The following is a 20,477-nucleotide window of genomic DNA, read 5'->3' on the forward strand; positions in this document are numbered from 1 at the left end:
CTGTCACAGCTTGCCGCGCAGGCCGATCTTGATGGTCCGGCCGTCGTACTTCGCATAATCCATGCGTGTCTTCCTGCCGCTGCCGTACTGGCCGGTGGCATCCTCGAAATAGTCATACGACAGTGTGTTCGACAGGTTCAGCGCATCCAGCCGCAGCTCCAGGCTGTCGTTGATCTTGTAGCTGATATTCCCGTCCAGGTAGCCGCGTGCCGCGCGCCAGCGGATCAGGTCATCGCCGTTGTTCTTCGGATTGTCGCCGTGCAGGCTGCGTCCCTTGTAGTTGTACGAGAAGCGAATTGCCAGCGGCCCATTTTCGTAATATGCGGTGGTGCTGTAGGCATACTTCGGCACCGAATTGACCTCGATCTCCCGGCCAGCATTGGTGATCCACTTTTGGCTGTTGAACGGATCGATGTGGGTATAGCTGGCCAGCATGCCAAAGCCCTTGTATGGCGCAGGCAGGAAGTCGAAATCCTGCTGGTACGACAGCTCGTAGCCCTTCAGCACCTGGCGGCCGGCGTTGCTGTAAGTGCGCAGCGTCATCGGCAGGTTCGGGTCCACCCGCCCATCCGGACCATAGAAAATCGCACCCATTGCGGTATCGGGCAGGCCCAATGCACCGAACGTGGTCTGGGCCGTGCTGGACACCGTGGCATCGGTCAGCACCTTGCGGAAATATGCCGCCGACAGCAGGCTCCCCTTGCGGAAATACCATTCCAGGCTGGTGTCCATATTCTTCGACTGCTGCGGGCGCAGGTTCGGGTTGCCCGCCGTAGCCGAGTTGTCGAACGGGTTCGGCACCACGGTTTGCGCGGCGATAATCGACAGCGATGCACGCGAAATGGTCTTGCCGAAAGAGGCACGCCACATCAGGTCTTCAGTCACATCCAGCGCAGCGCTGACGGCGGGCAGCACGTTGCTGTAGGAGCCGCTCTCCCGGTTAGGCTGGTAGGTACCGCCCGCGCCAGTCTTCTTGAAGTTATCGATATCCAGGTCGGTGCGGGAATAGCGCACGCCGGCATTCAAGCGCAGCCCATGGCCCAGCACTTCGCCCTTGAAGTCGGACTGCACGAAGCCCGAAGCCACCTTCTCGGTCGCGGTGAAACTTTGGGCCGGGGTGAAGGTCGCTTCGGTGTTGTAGGCCAGCGGGTCGAAGGTCGAGTAGGTGTAGCCGCGCGTGAAAGTGCCGAATTGATGCGGCCAGCCGGCGCCCATATCCAGCTTACTGATCGGCAGGTCGAATACCATGCCCTGGCGCATGCCGGCGTTGCCCATGCTATTCAACTTGGTCGTCATGTCCGAAGTGGCGTTGCGTTTGTGGACGCCCTTCTCGGTTTCGACATAGACCAGGCCCGTTTTCAGGTGGCCGGTCCAGTCGCCCCACAAGTTGTAGTCCCAGTCGGCAATCACGCGGCCCTGGCGTCCGCGGTCGGTTTCTCGCGTCAGGCCGGTGCCGATACCGAAGCCGGAGTAGTTGGCCGGATTCAGGTAGTCGCTGGTGGAAGACAGCGACGGATAGACATGGTCGCTGCCGTAGTCGATGGTGGAGGTGACGCCGAAGATCTGGCCCGACAGGATGTCCTGGTAGCTTTGCGCCTTGCTGCTGTTGGCGCTCAGTTGCGCAGTCAGCGCCAGCCGGTCATTGGCTTTCCAGTTGGCGTTCAGCGACGCATAGCTGAACTTCGTTTCGTCCTCGCTGTAGGTAACGCCGCTGCTGTACGAAGTATTGCCGAAAGTGCCGGTCAACAGGTTCGAACCGGGGTCAATGCGAACATCGATCGGCACCAGCCCGTTGTGACCAGCGGTACCCGGCGGCGCGCTCGGGTTGGTCGTTTTGCTGTTGCGGATCAGGATGCCGTAATACAGTTCGTCGCGCGAATTCTTCAGCTTGGAGTACATGGTATCCAGGCTGACATTCAGCGTGCTGTCCTTGTACTGCAGCGACGAAACCAGCCCGTCGCGGCTGCGGTCATTGGACGAACCATAGAAACGGTAAATGCGCGGCAGCAGCGCGTTATCCACCTGCTCGCGCGTGTAGCCGGACAGGTTGGCGCGCGGATCGTCGTAATCGAGCTGCATCGCGAAGTTGCCCTGCACTGGCGACTTGCTGCCGCGCGCCGAGCTGTTGTAGCCGCCGGTCGCCTCGAAGCCGGAGCGGTTGTTCATGGCCTTTGAATGCGCACCGCCAATCAGGAAGCCCCAGTTGCCCCAGGTCTTGGAGAACAGGCCGAAGGCTGCGGGGTCGGTCTTTTCGGACATGGTGTTGTACGCCGCAGTTACCGCGTAGCGCACGGCACCTTTGGGATTGTCGAACGGGCGCGGCGACTGCAAGTCCACCACGCCGCCCATGCCGCCTTCCGGCAGTTCGGACAGCGGCGATTTGAAGAAGTCCACGCGGCCAAAGAGCTCGGACGCAAACACATCGTAGTTGAAGCCACGCGCCGCGTTGCCGATGGAACCAGTACTGGTGGTATTCACCGGTGCCCCGTTCAGGGTGGTGACGGAATACTCGGTCGGCAAGCCGCGAATCGAAATGCGCTGGCCCTCGGCCGAGCTCTCATCGCGGTTCAGGATAATGCCCGGCACACGCTGCAGCGATTCGGCCACGTTCGACTCGGGGAACTTGCCGATATCCTCCGCCACGATGGAATCGCGCACGCCGATTGCCTGGGCTTTCAGGTTCAAGGCCTTCTGCAAGCTGGAACGAAAGCCCGTTACCACCACGGTATTCTCTGCACCCACGTTCGGCGCTTGCGCTGCCTCCTGCGCCATGGCCCCTGGACCATATGCCGCCGCCAATGCCAAAGGCACCAGCGTTGCCATTACTTTCTTCTTCATTTTGTATGTCTCCCGTATTAACTTCTTATTTAACGAAACAGCTTTGACACCTCCCAGTCCAGCACTCGTACCGGTTCTGCCGGCCGTTGCGCAACGCCCTCCCCGTCCACTTGCGCCACAGTCTGAACAAACAGGCTCAGGATGCGGTGCGACTTCCACAACTCGCTGTCGAAGGTCGGCTCCCATTCCCCGACCGAAGCTTCGGACAAGTCGTGTACGGACCACTGGAAAGACTGGAAATCCTTGATGAGCGCGAGCGACACCTTGCTGCCGCGCTCTTCGTCGCGAAATACCAGCAAGCCGCCCCGGTCGGCCAGCAGCAGCTGCGGCCGCGCCATCGAAATGCGTTTCGTGCCGCCGCCCGACAGGCTGAACGCCGCCTTGTGCAGCGGCAGGGTACGTACCTCCCAGCGCTGCCCCGTATGGAAGACCACGCGATACTGGGGAGTCGCACTATCCGGATCCCGCCAGTAAGTTGCGATATAAGGATGGCCTTTGCTATCGGCCGCCATCGAAGTCTGGTTGATCAATTCACTGCGCTGCGGGATGCGCAAGGCATACTCCGCACTGGCCGCGGTAATGGGAAGCGTGTACGGTATGCCGTCCGCATGCTCCCAGCTCTTGCCGCCGTCGCGCGAGCGGGCATAGGCCAGGTCATGGTTGCTCGCCACGTCCGGCGACTCGCGCCACACCCAGGACAGGTGCAGCAGGCCCCGGCTGTCGGCATGCGCCTGCCAGTACGCATTGCGCTGCCCTTCACCGTCGATCAGATTGTCCTGCAGGCGTTCCCACTTCGCGCTGGCCCGGCGATAGCGGTTCATCACCAGGTTGCCGCGCCCCGAAGCGCCGTCGCGATACAGGAATAGCAGGTCGCCATCCGGCAGGCGATAGAACTCCGGATAGCTCACGGCCTGCTCATCGCGCCCCACCATCGCCTGCTGCGGGCCCAGCGCCAGCCCGCCCGGCGCCCTGCTGCGGGCATAGCGCAGCGGATTGTCGTGCTGGTCCCACGCCGCATGCAGGTAGCCCGCACCATCGACCATGATGCTGATGCCATTGTGCGCATCTTCAGCCTTGCCCTGGTACTGGCTGCGCTGGACGGTCCACCCGCTCGCCCCCACGCGGCGCCTGGCAAGCACCACATAACGCTCGGCATCGTAATAGGCCGCGTATTGCACGTTTTTATGGGTTACGAGGGAATTCTTGCGGAAGACGGTCACGTTGACCGAATTGTTGGCCCAACCCGGACCAATGATGGATTGTTTGACTTCGATTGCCTGCGCGGCTGGAATGCACAGCGCGGCGCACATCGCCGCAGCCACTGCCCTCCATTTCCTCGCAATAGATTTCATGGTCTCGTTGCAATCATTAATGAAGCCGAAACCATTCTAGGGAAAACGAAATGCGGAACCTATATATTCTTTCGCAGTTTCTAGATCAAAACCATATACCTTGAGCCGGGCGCTCCGCAAGGCCGAGGCGCAGTAAGATGGCCGCATGGCTAAGGAAGGAAAACGTCAGCTCGACCGTGCGGTCGACGATCTTGAACATGAAGTACCGGGCAAGGCCAGGCGCTTCATCGAATGGGCGCGCTCCGACCGCGCGCGCTGGGTGCGGATTCCCCTGGCCCTGGCGCTGATCGCAGTCGGGATACTGGCGCCGTATATGCCGATCGTCGGCGTGGAGGACGTGCCAGTCGGCTTGCTGCTGCTGTCTTACGACATTCCTTTCCTGCGCAAACCGATGGCGGCCTTCATCGAATGGCTGATCGGCCTGTGGCGGCGGCTGCGGGGCAAGTCGCCTCACCGCAAGTCATGACTTGTCCTGGTATGCCGCAGCCATACGCTGGGCGGTCTGTTTGATTTCGTCCCTCAGGTCCGCTGGCTCATGGACCACGACACCGTCACCAAAGCCGAGCAGCCACCAGGTCAGCGCGCGGGTGCGCGGTACCGTGGCGATCAAGCGCAGATGATCGGCCGATTCGCTGTACAGTACCTGGTCTTTACTCAAGGGCGTTTCCGCCAGGTGCTCGCCGGCCGCACGGGCGAAGACCGCCTGCAGCCTGATCTCGCCGCCGTTTGCAATGCCGAACTGTCCCTGGGCGATGAAAGCATCGATATCGAAGCCCTCCTTGCGGCGCGCCTGCAGGTAAAGCATCTCCGCCTGCTTCACGCGATGCAGCGCAATAGTGCGCGCATCCGCATAGTCGGAAAACATGCAGACCAGGTAAACCGTGCCGGCCTTCTGCACGATGGCCAGCGGATGGACCGCGTCATAGACAGTCAGCGCACTGCCATCGCGCTTCTGGTAATGCAGCCTGAGCTGGCGGTCCTTCATCAGCGCATCGTAGACCGTGCGCTGGGATTGTTCATCCACTTCCGCCGGCAGCAAGGGCTGCGCCGATGGAATGCTGCGCACCTTGCCCAGCCAGGCCTTGGTTTGCGCACGGTCGTCGATCGCCGCCAAGGTCTGGGCAGCGGCCGAAAAATGCGGCTGCAGTGCGTCCAGCGTCGAAGGCGGAAGCTGCCGCTGCAAGTGCTGCTCAACCATCGTCAGCGTCAGCGCCTCCGGCACCGACATGCCAGGCAGGCTGAAAATCGCGCCATCGCGCCGCCAGCTCCACTTGAATGGCTTGGCCGATTCATCGACCAGCAAAGGGAACAGCGATTCCAGCGCCTTCAGGTCGCGTTCGACCGTGCGCTTGTCGATCGGATACTCAGCCTGGGCCAGGCGCTCGGTAATCTCGGCAGCCGTAATGCTGAGTGGTGCGCGCGGTACCAGCCGCAGCATATTCCACTGCCGGAACATGGAATCTTTGGAAGCCATCCGATAAATGCCAGGTTGTCAAAAATTTCATTGTAGCAATTATTTGAACCGCGCACCCCGCAATCCGCTCGGCGTGACCACGATCTCCCACACATCCATTTCCTCCAGCCGCCCTGCCAGCTCGCAGGCGCGCCGGTAGCCCAGGCGGAACCGGACCTGCAGGCGCGACACGGGGCAAGCCAGCAAGCCGCTGCGCGCGGCATTCAGCCCCCGCACGAAATCGATGGCGCCCGCGATTTCGCCCATGGTGAATTTTCCATCTCCCAAACTGCCCCTCCTGAACTCACTGACGATGCAGCAGTATTGGGCGCCGCTGCGACAGCCTATGTCGCAGGCCGTGCGACACAAGCTGTCGCAGCGTCTGCGACAATAAGCAAAAGGAGGAAATATGAAGCTAGTCGTCGCTATTTCATCGCGGGCCCTGTTCCAACTGGACGAAAGCCACGCCATCTTCGAATCCCAGGGAGTGGCCGCCTACTGCGCCCACCAGCGCGAGAACGAACATGTGGTGCTGGAGCCCGGTCCTGCCTTCAACCTGGTGCGCAAGCTGCTGGCCCTGAACCAGGACGCGCCCACTGCGCCGCTGGTGGAAGTGGTGCTCTTGTCGCGCAACAGCGCCGACACCGGCATCCGGATTTTCAACTCCATCGAGCACTACCAGCTCGACATCAGGCGCGCCGCCTTCTGCTCCGGCGCCAGCACCCACCGTTATGTGGAAGCCTTCGGCGCGCAGCTGTTCCTGTCCACCAATCCGGACGACGTGCGCGAATCGCTGGCCCAGGGCCATGCCGCGGCCACCATCCTGCCCTCGCACCGCGAGGACGACAGCGGCCAGCTGCGCATTGCCTTCGACGGCGATGCCGTGCTGTTCTCCGACGATTCCGAACGTATCTACAAGCAGCTTGGCCTGGACGCCTTTGCGCGCAATGAAAGGGAAGCCGCGCGCGACCCGATGCCTGGCGGCCCGTTCAAGAATTTCCTCGGCGCGCTGCACGCGATCCAGGCAGCGCACGGCGCCGACGATGCACCGATCCGCACCGCCCTGGTCACCGCCCGCTCGGCGCCGGCGCACGAACGGGTGATCCGCACTTTGCGCGCCTGGGATATCCGTATCGACGAAGCGCTATTCCTCGGCGGCATGCCGAAGGGCGCCTTCCTCAAGGCCTTTGGCGCCGATATCTTCTTCGACGACCAGACCATGCATTGCGATTCAGCGCGCGAGTTCGTCCCAACCGGGCACGTCCCCTACGGCATCGCGAATGCCGCTATCGCGGGGGAAAATTGACAGCACCTGCAGGAAGCTGGCTTCCGGTGCGGCGCTGAGCTCCAGCAGCCCGCCCGTCACCGGATGTTTGAACGACATGCCGACAGCCGCCAGCATCAGGCGCCCAAGGCCGAAGCGCTCCGCGAAATAGCGGTTGTGGCGCCCGCGCCCATGGTTGGCATCTCCGATGATCGGATGGCTGATGTGCTTCATATGGCGCCGCAACTGGTGGCGGCGGCCGGTTTCAGGAAATAGCTCCACCAGGCTGTAACGGCTGCTGCTGTAGCCTTCAATGGCGACCGGGATCTCGGTCGTCGCCAGGCGGCGGAAACGCGTCACCGCCTCGCGAATCGGCGCTTCCTCGTCCTTGCAGCGGCGGTCTTCCGGTTCTTCGCGCAGCGGATGGTCGATGATACCGTCGTCCGGCGCCCAGCCGCGCACCATGGCGAGGTAGCGTTTGTGTACTGCGCCGGCCATGAACGCCTTACCAAGCACGCTGGCCGTCTGTTGGTCGCGCGCGAACACCAGCAAGCCGGAGGTGGGCCGGTCCAGCCGATGCACGGCGTACACATACTCGCCGCCATTCATCTCGCGCGCATACTGCAAGGCGAATTCGGTTTCATGCGGATCGATCGGGCTGCGATGCACCAGCAGGCCGGCCGGTTTGTGCACTGCCAGCAGCCAATCGTCGCGGTAGATTTCTGTCAGGGGATTCTGTTTCATTGCAGGCGGTATTCTCCCACATGCGGCAGACGCAGTTGGATATGCCGAAACCTTCGTTCACTTGTGCGGCGGCCGCGGCGTAGACTGGGCTCCCACGTTACCCCGAGGAGCCTGCGATGAGCTACCCAGCCTTGAATGCCTACCTGGAGCGTCTTGCGACAGGCGGGACTCCCTCCGGCAGCCTGCGCCTAAGCGGCGACGGTGAAGTTCAGGGCCATATCTTCAACTGCTGGCTGGGTAGCACCTTCCTGCCTATCCGGGAACTGGGCAGCGGCACAGTCACCGCTTATGCCGGCCGTGTGCGCGGCGTGACGGAAGAGGACTGCGGCCTGCCCGTCTGGACCTACCTCGATGGCGCCGCCAGCGACGACGAATCCGTAGCGCTGGACCGCCTGTGCCGCACGCTGCACGCCATCAACTTCTTCCGCGGCGAAGAGCCGGGCACGCGCCCCCTTCACCTGAACGTTCACGACCGCCTGCTCAGCGCCGTCAGCAGCAACCATGGCATGGCATTCCGGCGCATCCTCGACTCGCTCGGGCTTCCGCTCGGACAGATCGTACTGCAATTGCCGGCCGTGAACGCGCGCCAGAACTGGATGCTGAACTACGTGGCCGACAACTATCGACGCAACGGCTTCCGCATTTCGGTGAAAGTGGCCACCGCGGCCCAGCTGCCCTCCGTGTTCGGCCACGCCCGTGTGGATGCGGTGCGCATCGCCAGCCTGCACGGCACCGGCACCGCCGAATTGACGCACGTCCTGGCGCGGGCCGCCGCCTTGAACGTGGAAATCCTGGTCAAGGACGATACTCCTGCCCTGCGCGAAGCCGCCGCACGTAGCGGCGCCCGGGTGCTGGTGCAGGACAACGCCAGGCGCGCAGGCGACCGCCTGGCGGCCTGATGCCGGCATCGTCCCGTAACGTATCAATCTGAACACAGCGGGGGCGTTAAGAATCCGTTAAATCGCTGTTTTCTTGCTACGCTCTACGCCATGCTGCCGATCATCCCCTACCGCAAACCCCAATTAGGCCGTGACTATTGGGTGCAGGACGACTTCCTGCCCAATGCCCAGGAAATCTCACAGCGCTGCTACAACCAGGACTACTGGGAACTCGGCGCCCCCTACGCCAACGAACCCTGGCCCGGCAAGCGCACGCCGAACGCACTCACGCCACCCGAGATCGAATTCGTGGAAACGTGGGTGAAGAAGATGACCGGCGCCAAGCGCCTGTGGCAGGAAGCGACGCCCCAGGGCACATCGCTCAATCACAACTACGCCCAGCTGGTAGGCATGCCGGATTCCGGCGCACGTCCGCACACCGATTCGACCAAGCTATGCCGCTACGCCTGCGTGATCTACCTCACGCCTGATCCCGATCCGGATTGCGGCACCTCGTTCTACCGCCAGCGCCAGCCAAACGGCACGCTGGGCGGCAACCTGTGCATGCCGCCGCACGCCAACCTGCGCGAAGCGCTGAAGGTGAAGGGCCTGCCGCCCGACGCCTGGCAGGAAGACGTGCGGGTTGAGAATCGCTTCAACCGCATCCTGCTGTACAAGGCGAACCTGGTGCATTCAGCGACCGGGTATTTCGGCTTCGACCATCTGGATAAACGCCTAACGGCTGTTTTCTTCTGGATGGCCTGAGGTGCGGGCTAAGGCCGGGTCAACAAACTCTGGATATCGGCGCAATAAGTGTCGCAATACTGGAAGACATAGCCTTCGTCAAAGCCGATGGCTTTCGCCTGGTCCACATGTTTCCTGGCGGCCGCCGCATTCCCTGCACGTTTCAGTGTCGACGCTTTCATGAGATAGGCGAGCGATGTAGTGTTCGACGCCATCGGGTACTTCATTTCCTTCAAGGCCTTTTCGCCGTAGACAATCGCACCGTCTATATCATGCATGAAAAACAGCAGGAAATGCGAATAGTTCCCAAGGGTCCACGCGCTGGGATTTCGCTCCAGTTGCCGCTTGTAATAAGCCGCCTGCATGTCTTTACGGCCGAGGCGGGAATAGGCGGCGACCAGCAGGGATTCATTCGCGAAGTCCGGTTCACTGTCTGCCAGGCCCTCTTCAATCTTGATCACTTCGGCGTAATCCGACTTCAGCCACATCATTAATGACTTGCCCGCCATTACACGGCTTCGCGGCACATCGCCCGCCTCGCCGGCCTTCAGCAATTCACTGGCTTTGCCGATGTCACCGTTACCAAGGGCGATAGCAAATTTTCCGGTAAAGATCCGGCCATTGGCGGATTGGGACGGCTTGACGGCATCCAGGATCTTGTCGGCCGCAGCACTGAGCTTCGGATCATAAATCCCGATCATGTTCTGGGTCTTCCAGTAGCCCTTTGCCAGAAACCACTCTGCCAATGCAAGATCCGCGGATTCCAGCCCCGGCGTTTCTTTCCGCTGCCGTTCAATAATCTCATACGCATGGTCCAGGACTTCCGGCGTCCCGTGGTAGGCGCCCGTCAGCCTGACAGCGATGCGCATGCGCTGCTCAGGATCCTTGAACGAATCAAACAGCAGCTGCGAAATATCGGTACTACGCACCGGATGGCCGGTGAATCCCGAAAAATCACTGATGAAGGCAATAGCCGACACCAGGGCCTTGCCGTTATCTTTCGATTGGATCAAGGCCTTTTTTGCATAGGCGAGCGCCTTGTCGTATTGCCTCATGCGGCCGTACAAATCGGCGAAATTATTGTAGAGCCAAGGGTCCGAAGTTCCGATACGTTCGGCACGCTCAAGCGATTTTCTCGCACTCTCAAAATCTTCAACATTCAAGAAGGCATGGCCAGCCAGCACGTAGGACTTGGGGTAAGACGGGTCTTTCTTCTGCACCTCGGCAATGATTGCCAGCGCGTCGCGATTGGCCTTCTTGAAATCATTGGTGCCGGTCGCCCCGCGCATGATGGCCAGGCGGGCTTTCTCGATATAGATCGGCAGGAAGTCCGGATCGGATTTGATCAAACTGTCGATCATCACACCTGCGGCAACCAGCTTCTCGTTCTCACCGCTCCAGTCGTCCAGCACTTTCATTGTCTCGGAAAGCAGTTCCCTTTTCTGAGCGCTTAATTGTGAAGCCTCAGTTTTGAATCTGGGAGCGGCATAAGACGCCGTTGCGCCCAAAAGAGCGGCGCAGAACAGGACTGTATTTCCAAAATTTCGCATGACGGTAATCGGATTGCTAAAAACGATATATTGCCACAAAGAAAATTCTCGTGGATTGCGATCCGGTGTTACTTGCAAAATAAGCAACATAGTCTTATGATCATTGCCGCCAAGACAAAACTTTTTCTGGAACCCTATGAAACGATTTACTGTATCAGCGATTATTCTTGCGACACTTTGTGCATGTGGCGGCGGTGGCGGCACAACAAACAGTTCTAACGGGACGGGCGCGCCTCTGACTCCCACAACCCCTGCGCCCCCTGTAGTTGCCTCCATCAACGCGAGTCAAGCATTCAAGAATTTTATCCAGACCGATCAGACGATCCCACTGTCGTCAAATGACGGCTCGCTGGCAACGGCAACCCTGATTATCAAAGCCGAAGAATCCTATCCATTTGTGACCAATGGCAAATCACAAAGCGTCACGAATACCAGGATCATCCAGTTGCAGCGCATTGACGCCAGCGGCCGCCTGGTAAGGCAGAGTCTTTGGAAGTTCCATCTCGACGCAAATATGGCGCCCCTCGGCGTTGCCTACGGCGCGGATAACAACGCATTTAAAGAGTGCATTTCTGTCGCGAACAAGAGCGAACTGCCGACGTCAACCAACTCCTCAGGCGTCCTCTTCTCGGGCTTGCGCACAACCGGCTATAGCGAGGCGTTCCGCGCTGGCGCATTCGCGCACTATTGCGATCCGACACCCGATTACACCGCGACTGCTGAATGGTCTGTGGTCGCCGGTGCCCCCAATCCGTATTTCTGCATGACCTTGCCCATGGGATTTTCGACGACCAAGGTGCGCATCTGCACGCCGGTTGACAGCGTGGGAAACCAGAGCAAATCGCTTTGGATTCGCTCCCTCAACACGGATGGATCAACTGTGGTCGACTATAAAGACACCTCAGCGAATCGACCTGTAGAGCAATTCAGCAACGTTATCAATCCAAAAGATTACTGGTACGGTGCTGTGTGGCGTCCGCTTGATGGCTATATTTATCAGCGCTATGAAGATACGAAGTTTTCCTCGGAGCAGGCTTGCCGCGAGCAATCTGCTATTGACTGGAAGAAGACCTGGATCGCTTCAAATGTTTCCTGGACGTGCACGCACGTGACGTCAAACTAAAGCAGGCCGCGCAAGCCCGCTTGAATGCGGGCGTGCGCAATTCCGCGTTTACCCTAACGGTCGATTTGAAAGCAAGTGTCGTTTGATCTTACAAATTAAACAATGAAAGTCAAACGACTTCTTTTCAATCAAATACTTATCAATCTGGCATAACTTCTGCTTAAGGCTCCCAGCACGCAAAATCAATTCTTAGGGATCTGGTATGAACAAGCGCATCCTCAATGTGGGAAAACTGCTTACGGCCGGCCTTGCCTGGCTCGGCGCCATGGCCGGCAGTTCGGCGGGTACCTTGTCCTACAGCTTCGATTCCTTTGCCGACAGCACAAGCCTGACCAGCCAGTACAGCGGCTTGCAGTTCACGCATGCGACTATCCTGAAAAGCGGCGTCAGCCTTAACGAATTCTCTTTTCCACCCCATTCGGGAACCAACGCCCTCCTTGACGACGGCGGTCCTATCGTCATCACGTTTGCCACCCCGGCCCAAGCCGTGTCGGGCTACTTTACTTATTTGAGCGGACTGACAATGTCCGCCTACGACAGCAGCAACAGGCTGCTCGCACAAACCAGCTCTGCTTTCCTGAGCAATGCGGCTGACGGCACGGGCGATCCGGGCAGCGTCGCGAACGAGCTGTTGAGCATTGCCGCTGCCGGCGACCTGATCGCCCGCCTCGAAATCAGCGCCGCAGCGGACGGCTTTTCGTTCCTGCTCGACGACCTCAGCGTCACTACCCCGGCCACCGACCTGCCTGAGCCGGCCAGCCTGGCACTGGTCCTTGGCGGGCTGGCCCTCATCCTGCGCCGACGCAGCAAGTTCCGTCACCCCTGAAGCCCTTGCGGGCGAATTCCGGCAATCCATCTGAAGCAAAGCATTGCGCCCGCGCCCGTCGCGGATGCGCCAAGGAGCAAGCATGAGAATCGTTTATTCTGCGATCCATACGGCCGTGCTGGCGGGGGCAGCCCTGCTGTCCGGCCAGGCCGCGGCCGGCAGCCTCGGCACGCCCGTGCTTAGCCCTGCCAGCATCGCGGCAGCCATGCCGGCCACCGTCAAGGTCGTCGTGGCGATCAGCGATCCGAATTACATTGCAGGCAGTGCCAATGTGCAGCGGCTGAACGCCGACGGCAGCGTGCAGAGCATCGTCGGCGTGCTGCATGACGATGGGCGGCAAGGCGACGCCATTGCAAACGACCAGTTGTACACGCTGGACATGCAGCTCAACGAGGCGAATGCAGGCAGCGTGCGCTTCCAGGTCTCGGCCGCCTACAAGCGCGAAATCAAGCGCACCCTCTCGGCCCCGCTTACGCTGGCGGTAACGGGTGCAAGCGGCGCTCCCAAGATCACGGCCGCCAGCTTCAGCGTCGCCAGCACCCCGGCCGGCGCCGCTGTGATCGGCCTGGCCAGCGCCAGCGTCGAGTCCGAAGTCCCGCCCACTTCCCTCGTGCTGCAGAAAATCGATGGCGACGGCGCGGTGCTGGCGAACCTGGGCCAGTTGCACGACGACGGTGCGGAAGGCGATGCGCAAGCTGCCGACAAGATCTACAGCCTGCTCAGCACCATCCTTGAAAACGCGCCCGGTACCGTGCGCTATCGCGTGGCCGGCAGTTTCCCCGGCTACAGCCAGGCGGTGTATTCCAGCGTGCTCAGCGTAGCGATCACCGGCACCGCCACCAGCGTCGAGATCACCGCGCCGGCCAGCGGAGCCTACCTGAACACGCCGGTGGTCACCGTCTCGGGCAAGGTCGGCGACCCGGCCGCCCAGGTCACGCTGAACGGCATCGCCGCCATTCTCAGCGGCACCAGCTTCAACGCCTCCGTTCCGCTCAATGAGGGGCCCAACACCATCACGGCCGTCGCCACCAATAGCGGCGGCAGCACCACCACCAGCAGCATCCTGGTCACGCTCGACACCACCGCACCGAAAATCGAAATTTACTCGCCGTCCGCCAACGGCAGCACCAATGCCGCCAGCGTCACCGTCAGCGGCATGGTCAACGACATCGTGGTCGGCACCGTCAATCCGCAGCAGGCTACCGTCACCGTCAACGGCATCAGCGCCGAAGTGCTGAACCGAAGCTTTACGGCACGCGAAGTGCCGCTCAGTCCCGGCGCCAACACCATCCAGGCCACGGTCACCGACCGCGCCGGCAACCGGGCGACCACCAGCACCACGCTGACCCGGCTGGCGGCAGCCGGCGGGCTCCGGCTCGTGTCGGGCAACAACCAGAGCGGCCCGGCCGGCAACCTGCTGCCCGCGCCACTCGTGGTGGCGCTGACCAATGCCCAAGGCGCGCCGCTCGCCAACCAGCCTGTCGTGTTCAGGGTCGTCGGGCTGGACGGCACACTGGCCGCCGGCACGGCCCCGGGCAGCGCGCTCTCCGCGCTGGCCGTCAATACCGACACCGAAGGCAAGGCCAAGGTGTTCTACCGCCTGGGCCGGCGCACCGGCAGCGGCAACCTGGTCGAGGCCAGTACCGCCGGCAGCCAGGCTACCGTCGACTTCGTTGCCATCGGCGCACCCGGCGGCCCCAAACTCATGGTGGTCGACTCCGGCAATACCCAGACCGGTGTGGTAGGCCAGCCCCTGCCCCTGCCCTTGATTGCCATCGTCACCGATGCCCACAACAACCGGCTCGCCAACATTCCCGTCACCTTCCAGGTGAAAGGCGGCGGTGGCGGATTCGGCGCGACGCACCAGGCCACGTACCAGACCACCAGCGACAGCGATGGACGTATTGCCGCGACCTTGATCCTGGGACCGGACCAGGGTGTCGGCAACAACGTGGTGGAAGCCAATTTCACCGGCAACCCCGGCTTCGCGGCTGCCTTCAGCGCTACCGGCCTGGTGCCGGGACCGGCGGCGCAAACCCGCATCACCGGCGTGGTGCTGGACAACAGCAACAACCCTCTCCCCGGCGTTACCATGCGCCTGCTGCACATTACCCAGGGCAACCGCAGCAATATCCCGCAGGAGATGGCGACGCCCGTGCAAACCGACGCGCAAGGCCAGTTCGTAATGCAGCCGGTACCGGTCGGCGTGTTCAAGCTGATGGCCGACGGCGGCACAGCCGCTCGCCCCGGCACCTGGCCGACGCTGGACTTCGACATGATCACCGTCGCGGGCCAGAACAATACCCTCGGGATGCCGGTCTTCCTGCCCGAAATCAACCCGAACAACCGCATCTGCGTCAACGAAACCACGGGTGGCACACTGACCCTGCCCGAGGTGCCCGGCTTTGCCCTGGCCATCGCGCCCGGTTCGGCCACCTTTGCCGGCGGCTCGCGCAGCGGCTGCGTATCGGTCACACCGGTCAATATGGACAAGGTGCCGATGGCGCCCGGCTTCGGCCAGCAGCCGCGCTTCGTGGTCACCATCCAGCCGGTCGGCACCCATTTCAGCCCGGCCGCGCGCATGACCATGCCCAACGTCGACGGCCTGCCTCCGCGCGCCGTGACCGAGATGTATTCCTACGACCACGACCTGGCGAGTTTCGTCGCCATCGGCAGCGCCACGGTAAGCGAGGACGGCGCAACCATCACTTCCGATCCGGGTGCCGGCGTGATCAAGGCAGGCTGGCACTGCGGCGGCGACCCGAACACCTCCGGCTCCGCCGGCACCTGCCCCACCTGCAAGCAATGCCAGGGCAGCACCTGCGTGCCGGTGGCCGATAGTCCGGCAATTCCGCCACCGCCTGCATCGCCAACACCAGCGGCGAGCAACGACAATGGCGATGCGGTCGCACTTGGCGAGTTCGGTGCCAATACCGGTTTTGGTTACGATGAGGCCTTAAGCTGCGCGTCCATCTGTGCCGGCGGCAGCGAACAGGCGGCAATGAACGGCGACATCACCCCAAAAGCCGCCTGGCGTGTCACCATTCACACCAAGGCGCAAGTTGCCGGCTGCGGCGCGATCACGCGCACCGCCGCCAATATTTCGCGCACCACGACGCATGAACTGAAGCACGCCAGCCTCCTGATGTCAGTCATCAACGGGGCAAAAGGCATCGTCGGCACAAAGTACGCATCAATGCAGGCATGTAATCAGGCAAAAACCGCCGCAGTGACACAGCTCTCCGCCGACTGGAGCGCCATGGTGGCACGCCAGGCGGCGCATACCGATTTCGCAGGGGAGATGCGTTATGGCTTCCAATGCCAGGGCGGTGTGACGGTGGAAGTGCCAAGTGGCGTAACGTATTGATCGAAGAGGAGGAAGGCATGAAACGATTGATCAAAGGACTACTCATGATAATCATCTGCAGCGCAGGACCGGCCGTCCTTGCGGAGGACGTCTTTTACCCGGGCGGTAAAAAGCAAATTCTTTCGACCGCCGAAAAGGTCCAGCGCAGCATGGGCAACGCTGCGTTTATCGCGGAAGGCCGCTTCATCGCCGCGCAACCGGGCCATAAGATGGAAGTCCTGGACAACGCCAGGGGGATGCAAGAGCTGGAATTCCAGATTAGCCAACGCTTCGATCACGGCAAAGCCGTCGCCGGCAAAACCATCCCGCTGAAACTGGTCACCTACCGCCCCGCGGAAGGAAAAGCGGCGCTTTCGGACAGCCAGGCGCTGTCCTTGAGCCGCGATGTCGAGCGCAAGGCCAGCGGCAGCCTGGTGGTCTTTGACCAGTACCAGAATGCGCTGGCAAACGCGCGTGCGCCCCTGCTGAAGGCGCCGGACTACCTCAAAGAGTTCTTCGTGGTGCCAGTCGCTGTCGGCGGCCTTGACAATCCTTACCGCTTGGCCGATGTGGTTGTGCAGCTGCGGAAGAAGTACATCATCTTCGTCATGCGCGAAATCGATGGCAGCAAGCCGACCACCATGTTCCAGAACGAACTCGATATTTACGATGCAGACGATGCCGAAGTCATTGCGGCGCTGGGCAGCACAAAATAAACCGAACCCGGGGGGCGCGATGAAGTTCTTATTTGACGGCGTGAGAGATGCACTGGCAGCGGCGTTAACGTGCACCCTACTGCTCTCCGGCATGCCTGCGTATGCGCAATCCAATGGACTCAACGAGAACTGCACAGTCAGCGTCCTTAACCGCAATGTTCAGGTCAAGGCAGACGGCACCTGGGTATTACCCAACCTGCCGGCCAATTTCGGCAGGGTACGGGCCCGCGCCACTTGCGTGCAAAGCGGCGTCACCTCGTATGGACAGTCGAGCGAATTCACGATTCCGGCCAACGGCTCGGTCTCCCTGCCGCCCATCTTGCTTGGCCCCACCACCCCGATCCCGTCCAGCCTGCGCGTCAGCCTGGGCGCGCCGGTGCTGACCAGCGCTGGCGCTACCACCCAGCTGCAGGCGCTGGCGACCTACCCGGCCGGCAACCAGGTCGATGTCACGGCCACGGGCACCAGCTACGGCATCAGCAATCCGGCCATTGCCACCATCAGCCCCAGCGGCCTGGTGACCGCCGTGCGCAGCGGCACCGTGGCGATCCAGGCCACCAACGAAGGGACGCAAGGCATCACCCAGCTGCGCGTCGCCCTGTCTGGCGCCGACAGCGACGCCGACGGCATTCCGGACGATGAAGAACTGCGCCTCGGCATGAATCCCAACAACGGGGCCGACGCCCTGCTCGACCTGGACCATGACGGCCTGACCGCAGTGGACGAATACCGCGCCGGCACCAATCCCCGCAATCCCGATACCGACGGCGATGGCCTCAGCGACGGCGATGAAGCGCATTGCACCCGTGGTTTCTGCACCAGTCCGCTGCTCGCCGATACCGACGGCGACGGCGTACGCGACGGCATCGAGATCCAGACCGGCAGCGACCCGACCAACCCGGCCAGCGTCAACCTGGGCGCAGCGTTGGCCGGCGTCCGCGTCACGCCGGGCAACTTCACCCTGGTCGTCAACTCCTTGTCCGGCAGCGCCAGCGTGCAGCTGACCGTGACCGGGACGCTGATCGACGGCAGCGAGATCAACCTCACCAGCAGCGCGCGCCAGACGCAATACGCCAGCAGCAATGTCGCCTCCTGCAACTTCGGCGCGCCCGATGGCCGGGTCTACGCCAGCACTGCGGGCAGCTGCACCATCACGGTCAGCAACAACGGCCATTCCGCCACCGTGCTGGGAACCGTGCAGGATTTCGCGCCGGGAGCGCTGTCCTTCGTCGCTATTCCCGGCCTGGCCAACGGCGTGGCGGTGGGCGGTGAATTCGCCTATGTCGCAGCGGGCTCGGCCGGCTTGCACGTGGTGGCACTCGGCAGCGACCGCCGCACCCCGACCTTGCTGGCCAGCCTGAACCTCGGTGCCAGCGCCAACGACATCACCCTGGCCGGCAACATCGCCTACCTGGCCACCAGCGGCGGCCTGAAGGTAGTGGATGTGTCCACGCCAGCCGCACCGCGCCTGCTGGGCACCTTCGCAGCGGTGGGCAACGCGATGGGCGTGAAGGTGCGCGGCAGCATGGCCTACGTGGTATCGGGCAGCAGCCTGTACCTCGTCAGCGTGGCCAATCCCGGCGCCATGATCCAGGCCGGCACCATCGGCCTGGGCGGCACGGCCTGGAACCTGGACCTCGATCCCAACCGCAACCTGGCGGCCGTGGCAATGGGCGAAGCCGGCTTGAAACTGGTGGACGTCAGCAACGTGTCGGCGCCGCTGCTGCGCGGCACGGCGGCCACCGGCGATGCGCGCGGCGTTGCCTTGCGCGGCAATACAGCCATCGTGGCCGATTACGCCAACAGCATGACCTCGGTCGACATCGCCAACCTGGCAGCCCCGGCCATCCTGTCGCGCACGCAGCAGTCGCTCGGCGGCCTGCTCAACAACGTGATCCTGAGCGGCAACTTCGCGCTGGGGGCGGACGTGCTCTTCGTCAACGGCGTTCCTATCGTCGACACCAGCAACCCGCAGGTATTGCAGCCGCGCGCGATCCTGAACTTCAGCGCCCGCGACGACAACGGCATGGGCATTGCCGCCGATGACAGCTACATCTACCTGGCCGCCGACCGCAACAGCCTGGCACGCGGCGGCAGCAGCGGCGACAGCCGCCTGTACATCGGCCAGTACCAGCCACGCATCGACCTGGCCGGCGTACCGCCGACAGCCGCCATTACCGCGCCGGCCAACGGTGCCCTGGTCTATGAAGGAGCGCCGCTGACCATTGCGGTGGACGCCCAGGACGACATTACAGTCGCCTCGGTGCGCTTCCTGGTCAACAGCCAGCCGGCATTCACCGGCACCGGCGCGCCCTACCAGTACACCTTCACCGTGCCGACCGGCGTCTCCAGCCTGGAGCTGGGTGCGGTGGCGCGCGACCTGGGCGGCAATGAAGGCAGCGCCCAGGCGGTTACCGTCAGCGTAGCGCCTGACCCGTTGACCCAGGCGATCGGCCAGGTAACCGATGCCGAAGGCACGCCGCTGGCGGGGGCCCTGGTCACCGCTCCGGGTGGCCGCAGCGCCACCAGCGGTGCCGACGGCCGCTTCGCCATCAGCGGCGTACCCACCGTGCTTGGCAACCTGGTGCTGCAAGCGTCCTACACCCCGCCAGGCGGCGCCATGCGCAATGGCTCATCGGCGGCCGTGGCGCCGGTCCTGGGCGGGCAGACCGATGTAGGGCGCATCAGCGTCATCGACGTCCGCTTCGAAACCGACTATGGCACGCTATGGACCACTTGCGACGACTGCTACACCGGCCGTAGCCTGCCCTTCCCGTTCCCGTTCTACGGCCAGAACGAGAACACCGCTTATGTCGGCACCAATGGCTACATTACCTTTGGCTCGGGCGACGACACTTACGCCGAGAATGTGGCGGACTTCAGCAACCGCAAGCGCGTTTCCGCCTTCTTCGACGACCTGATCGGCGGCGGCGGCGTGCTGATCAACGACACCCTGCCCGATCGCTTCATCGTCACGTACGACCGCACCCGCCAATACGGTGAAGGCGGCAGCAATACCCTGCAGATCCAGCTGTTCCGCGACGGCCGCATCGTATTCGCTTTCAAGGGCATCACGGCACTCAGGAGCGGTGCGATCACCGGCATCACGCCGGGCCCGAATTCACCCTTCCAGCAGGTCGATTTCAGTGCCACGCCGACGCTGGAAGTCCCGGCCGCCACTGCGGTCTACGAGTACTTTACCGGCGCCAGCCCGTTCGACCTGGATAACAGTTTTGTCGTACTGACGCCGGCGCCAGGCGGCGGCTATAGCGTGCGCACCGTGCTGCCGGCAATGGGCGCTGCCACTACCGCCCTGTCCGGCGGCGGCGCAGCGGCGCAGCAGGCCGCGCCGGCACAGTTACGCGCCGCGGCACAGCGCCCGGGACGCATCCTTGCCGGCAAGTCCCTGGCCAATGCCGAAGTGCGGGTGCGCTCTTCGGCAAATGCCAGGTATCTCGGCATGGCCAATACCGATGGCCAGGGCCGCTTCACGCTAAGCGGCGTGCCGGCCGGCGGCATCAACGTCGAAGTCTGGCGCGACGGCATGATGCTCGGACGCGGCACCGGCCGCTCCGCTGCCGACGGCGGCGCCTTGCAAATCGAACTGGTGTCGCCCGAGGCGCCACAGAAGAAATAAGGGGAC

The 20,477-nt window shown here is 62.4% G+C and carries 15 protein-coding genes; 9 read left to right on the forward strand and 6 right to left on the reverse strand.

The genetic code is table 11. The features are described from left to right. Positions 1-3: 3 nt before the first annotated feature. Together ASE26_RS03600 and ASE26_RS03605 are read right to left on the reverse strand one after the other, a co-directional pair. Positions 4-2,838 carry a TonB-dependent receptor gene (locus ASE26_RS03600; protein ID WP_057245613.1) on the reverse strand — a complete coding sequence of 945 codons (2,835 nt, stop codon included), beginning with the start codon at positions 2,836-2,838 and terminating at the stop codon, positions 4-6. A gap of 29 nt (positions 2,839-2,867) precedes the next feature. Further along, a complete protein-coding gene (locus tag ASE26_RS03605) occupies positions 2,868-4,190 on the reverse strand; it encodes a BNR repeat-containing protein (RefSeq protein WP_055936492.1) in 1,323 nt (440 codons plus the stop codon). Between the two features lie 145 nt (positions 4,191-4,335). On the opposite strand from ASE26_RS03605, the gene ASE26_RS03610 reads away from it, so the two are divergent. Beyond that, complete coding sequence (locus tag ASE26_RS03610; protein WP_057245614.1) at positions 4,336-4,656, forward strand: hypothetical protein; 321 nt, start codon at positions 4,336-4,338, stop codon at positions 4,654-4,656. Here the strand turns inward: ASE26_RS03610 and ASE26_RS03615 are convergent. After that, positions 4,651-5,664 carry a YafY family protein gene (locus tag ASE26_RS03615; protein WP_057245615.1) on the reverse strand — a complete coding sequence of 338 codons (1,014 nt, stop codon included), beginning with the start codon at positions 5,662-5,664 and terminating at the stop codon, positions 4,651-4,653. The genes ASE26_RS03610 and ASE26_RS03615 overlap by 6 nt on opposite strands. 39 nt (positions 5,665-5,703) lie before the next feature. After that, positions 5,704-5,931: a hypothetical protein gene (locus ASE26_RS03620; RefSeq protein WP_156398173.1), complete on the reverse strand. Its 228-nt coding sequence runs from the start codon at positions 5,929-5,931 to the stop codon at positions 5,704-5,706. Between the two features lie 121 nt (positions 5,932-6,052). Here ASE26_RS03620 and ASE26_RS03625 point away from each other — a divergent pair, with 121 nt between their 5' ends. Continuing rightward, positions 6,053-6,949: a 5'-nucleotidase gene (locus ASE26_RS03625; protein ID WP_055936480.1), complete on the forward strand. Its 897-nt coding sequence runs from the start codon at positions 6,053-6,055 to the stop codon at positions 6,947-6,949. Here the strand turns inward: ASE26_RS03625 and ASE26_RS03630 are convergent. Continuing rightward, positions 6,875-7,651, reverse strand: a complete 777-nt coding sequence (locus ASE26_RS03630; RefSeq protein WP_057245616.1) for a pseudouridine synthase — start codon at positions 7,649-7,651, stop codon at positions 6,875-6,877. The two genes, ASE26_RS03625 and ASE26_RS03630, sit on opposite strands and share 75 nt — an antisense overlap. Before the next feature lie 116 nt (positions 7,652-7,767). Between ASE26_RS03630 and ASE26_RS03635 the strand changes: the two genes are divergently transcribed. Together ASE26_RS03635 and ASE26_RS03640 are read left to right on the forward strand one after the other, a co-directional pair. After that, positions 7,768-8,550, forward strand: a complete 783-nt coding sequence (locus tag ASE26_RS03635) for an EAL domain-containing protein (protein WP_057245617.1) — start codon at positions 7,768-7,770, stop codon at positions 8,548-8,550. Between the two features lie 90 nt (positions 8,551-8,640). Then, a complete protein-coding gene (locus tag ASE26_RS03640) occupies positions 8,641-9,294 on the forward strand; it encodes a DUF6445 family protein (protein ID WP_057245618.1) in 654 nt (217 codons plus the stop codon). An 8-nt stretch (positions 9,295-9,302) separates the two neighbouring features. Here ASE26_RS03640 and ASE26_RS03645 read toward each other — a convergent pair whose 3' ends face one another. Beyond that, positions 9,303-10,913, reverse strand: coding sequence for a hypothetical protein (locus ASE26_RS03645; RefSeq protein WP_156409862.1), 1,611 nt, complete (start codon positions 10,911-10,913; stop codon positions 9,303-9,305). Between the two features lie 46 nt (positions 10,914-10,959). Between ASE26_RS03645 and ASE26_RS03650 the strand changes: the two genes are divergently transcribed. From ASE26_RS03650 to ASE26_RS03670, 5 genes are all read left to right on the forward strand, one after another. Then, positions 10,960-11,946 (forward strand): hypothetical protein, encoded by a 987-nt coding sequence (locus tag ASE26_RS03650; protein WP_156398060.1) that lies wholly within the window; start codon positions 10,960-10,962, stop codon positions 11,944-11,946. A 202-nt stretch (positions 11,947-12,148) separates the two neighbouring features. Beyond that, positions 12,149-12,772: a PEP-CTERM sorting domain-containing protein gene (locus tag ASE26_RS03655; protein WP_057245620.1), complete on the forward strand. Its 624-nt coding sequence runs from the start codon at positions 12,149-12,151 to the stop codon at positions 12,770-12,772. 82 nt (positions 12,773-12,854) lie between these two features. Next, the gene (locus ASE26_RS03660) at positions 12,855-16,139 is read left to right on the forward strand and encodes a hypothetical protein (RefSeq protein ID WP_057245621.1); all 3,285 of its coding nucleotides are present in this window, start codon (positions 12,855-12,857) and stop codon (positions 16,137-16,139) included. 17 nt (positions 16,140-16,156) lie between these two features. Next, entirely contained in the window at positions 16,157-16,834 is a 678-nt protein-coding gene (locus ASE26_RS31005; protein ID WP_162246573.1) for a hypothetical protein, read from the forward strand. 19 nt (positions 16,835-16,853) lie between these two features. After that, the gene (locus tag ASE26_RS03670; protein ID WP_162246572.1) at positions 16,854-20,471 is read left to right on the forward strand and encodes an Ig-like domain-containing protein; all 3,618 of its coding nucleotides are present in this window, start codon (positions 16,854-16,856) and stop codon (positions 20,469-20,471) included. The last annotated feature ends 6 nt before the right edge of the window (positions 20,472-20,477 follow it).

This window comes from Duganella sp. Root198D2, assembly GCF_001428585.1.
Classification (GTDB): domain Bacteria; phylum Pseudomonadota; class Gammaproteobacteria; order Burkholderiales; family Burkholderiaceae_D; genus Rugamonas.